This window comes from Bartonella sp. MU70NMGDW (assembly GCF_042194085.1).
Classification (GTDB): Bacteria; Pseudomonadota; Alphaproteobacteria; order Rhizobiales; family Rhizobiaceae; genus Bartonella; species Bartonella grahamii.
The window spans coordinates 1-3,506 of the sequence record NZ_JBHIMK010000136.1 but is presented as its reverse complement, the minus strand read 5'-3'; the positions used below and the strand labels follow the sequence as shown (position 1 = coordinate 3,506).

Here is a 3,506-nt window from a genome sequence, read left to right as displayed (position 1 = left end):
TCTCGGGCTGATAAGCATTACTCTAAGCTTAATATTGATGATCTATCAGGTTCTTTACATTTTGATTTTAATGTAAACTTCGCCAAGCATCTTAGTGATTATCTTGTCATTAAAGAAAGTGGTTCAGGTTATCATACAATAAGTATTACTGATTCTGGAGGTGAGGGTACAGCCCCTTCCCACAAAAAGCTTAAATTAATTTCCGATCATAGTGGAAACGCTCATTTTACTTTAACAAACACTTTTGGTGAAAAAATCAGAGCTATTGATGCCGGAACCTACATGTACAGTTTGAAACAGAGAAAAAATGAGAGAAATGGTAAAATTTGGTATTTAGATGCGAATTATGCTCTTGATGAGGAAAATACCTCTTTATTTTCTGATTTTAACTTGCAACCATCTGCTATGGCTTCATTATCGAATGATCTCATAGAACGTACAATTGAAAAGGGAATGATTATTACGATTGCTGATCCTAGCTTTGATAGTAACAGTGAGAAAGTTGATAGCAATGGAGAAACTTCAATTAGTAATATAGTTAAAGATGCTGGAAAGCTTTCCGTTTATAACGGTGGTTTTAGCCTGTATACGATAATTCAAAGAGGCGGTACTGAACTTATTAGAACACAGGGTCTTTCACAGGATAGTACAGTTAAGAGAGGGGGAAAACAAAAGGTTGAAGATGGGGGAAAAGCTGAAGGGGCTAAAATTTACGGTGGTGAGCAGTTTATTTCAGGAAAGTCTAATATCAAAGGTGGGATGGTAAGGAGTAGCGCCTATGACACTGTCGTTTCTGGTAAAAATGGAGTGCTAGGATACCAGAATGTGTATGATGATGGAAAGGTTTTTAGCACAAAGATCATGGAAGGAGGGGTACAAAATCTTTTTGTGGAAGAAGATCTAGACCATTATAGCAGTTTTGCATTTGATACGAAGATCTTTTCTGGTGGAGAACAACACGTTTTAGCGGGAGGAATCGCGATTGGTGTTCTCTTACAAGGGAATGCTTTTCAAGCAATAGATTTAGGAGGCTATGTAAAAGATTTAACGATTAAGGATCAAGCACAATCGTGGTTACATTCTGGTGCAACACTAGAAGGAAACACCATGATTCATGATTCTGGACGGATTTATCTTTATGCTGGTGCTGAGCAATCTCATACTGAAGTAGAAAAAATTGTTTTAAATGGCAAAGATACCACATTATACTCTATTGCTTCCAAGATGGATGGTGAAAGCTCTTTGATTGAGGATCTAAGCGGGGATGGACGCGTTGTTTTTACTTCTACCGTGTTTAATCCACATTACTCTAAACTTGAGGTCGGTAATCTTTCAGGTAATTTACATTTTAGGTTTAATACTAATTTTGCAGAACAGCGCGGTGATTATCTTCTTATAAAAAAAGGAGCAGGTCATCACACCATCAGCGTTATCGATTCTGGTGCTGAAATGACCAATTCTCTTCCACAAAATCAGAACTTAGTTTTGGAGCTTGATTTAATTCATGATCAAAGCGGAAATGCGCATTTTACTCTGATAGATTTTGGGGGTGAAGAGATAGCTACTGTTGATAATGGAGTCTACATGTACGCTCTAAAGAAAAGAGATCATAACAGTGGAAAGATTTGGTCTTTATCGACATCATCTACATTGGAAAAAATTTCTACTCCTATCTTTTCTCCATCTCATACGGAGTTGCCTATAGATAACTCTTTTGAGCAAGACAATACTGTTTCTCCTTCGGAAGATTCTAGAGCCAATTCTTATACAGGTGATTTCAATTTTTATGCAGAGGATTTCATTACTGGTCTAGGTGAAAAATTTTTACAAAACTCCATACTCGGTGACAATAGCATAGTTTATATTGCTGGTGATGGAGAAACGGATGATTTTAAATTATCCATTAATAATACAGTTCCAGAAACTGCAACACTCTATGTTAAGAATGGTGGTTTTAGTAAGAATACAACAATTGAAAATGGTGGTTCAGAGATTGTAGGGGAACAGGGTATCTCAGAATTTACGATTATTTACGAGGGTGGAAAACAAAGAGTGGAGGGAGGAGGATCCGCATTGAGAGCTGAAATTTATGGTGGGGAGCAGCTTGTTTTTGGAGATGGGTATGTGGACGGTGGAATTGTTGGGAGCAGTGCTTATGATACGACAATTTATGGTCAAGGTGACACACCGGGACAGCAGAATGTATACGATGATGGAATGGTTGTCAGAACAAAAGTGATGAGTGGAGGAATACAAACTCTTGCTAAATGGTTCGCAGATGATGATTTTATACAAAAAAGTGGTGGATTAGCCGTGAATACTGAGGTTTTCGCGGGTGGGGTACAGCGGGTATTAGCAGGGGGAGAGGTGGATATTGTGACTTTACACCGCCATGCTGCTCAAGAAGTTCATGCTGGTAGCATTGTAAAAAATCTAACAATTAAAGAAGGAGCCAATTCATGGATTTTTGCTGGTGCGATGTTGGAAGGAAAAATAAAGATTCATGATTTGGGACAAGTCCATCTTTATGCAGGAAATAATAGCTTTTATACTGAATATAACAATTATCAGACAACAGTAGACGATATTAATTTAGAGGGGGAAAACGCTAAATTATACTCTATTTCTAATGGATATGGAAACACAGAAACCTATATCAAGAAGCTGAGCGGTGTGGGAAATATTATTTTTACTTCTACAGAATCCGATTTACATTACTCTAAGCTTTATATTGATAATCTTTTGGGGAGTTTACATTTCAATTTTAATGTCAGCCTTGCAGAAGGAGAGGGTGATTATCTCTTTATCAAGAATGGCCGTGGTTTTCACACAATAAGTATTGTAGATTCCGGTATTGAAATTGTTGATACTTCTTCAACAGAACTTGATTTAATTGTTGATCAAAGTGGAGGAGCGCATTTTACCTTGAGAAGCTTTTCTGGTGCAAATGTTAAAACTATTGATGGCGGAACCTATACGTATGGTTTAAAACAGAGAATTGATGAGGATGGGGGTGAAAAGGTTTGGTATTTATCTGCGGTATTTATTGATAATGTTTCATTTCTCAATAGTTTACCACGTGGTAGGAGCAGATCTGCACGGCATTTAAATCAAAATCAACAGGTTTCTTCTCTTTCAACGATTGCAGCATCACAAGAGCATGCTATTAAATTGCCACGTCGAAGAAAAAACCGCCAAAACTTGAGTCAAAGATCTCCAGCTTTTGTTTCTCCAACTGTTTTCTCTCTTGAAAGTCACGTTATTGAAGTCTTGGGTTCAGGAAGTTCTCATCCTCTTTCTGATGAAAAACAACAAACTGCTGTTTCAACCTCTTCACAATCTTTAGCTGATCAAATGATTTTGCGTCCAGTTCATAAAGAACAACCTTCTCCACAATTGAGAGAGACGCTTTCAGTTTCTCACTTTTTAACCACTCCCTCTACAGATGCGGTATTGTCTATGTCTGTGGCTCCAGCGATGGTTTTTCACAATGAAATGCAAACCGT

Annotated in this window: 1 protein-coding gene; it reads left to right on the top strand. The window is 37.6% G+C overall.

Annotation, left to right across the window (positions count from 1 at the left end; all coding sequences use genetic code 11):
- On the top strand, positions 1-3,506 hold a 3,506-nt coding region (locus ACFIKE_RS08695), incomplete at both ends, for a pertactin-like passenger domain-containing protein (protein WP_375649337.1).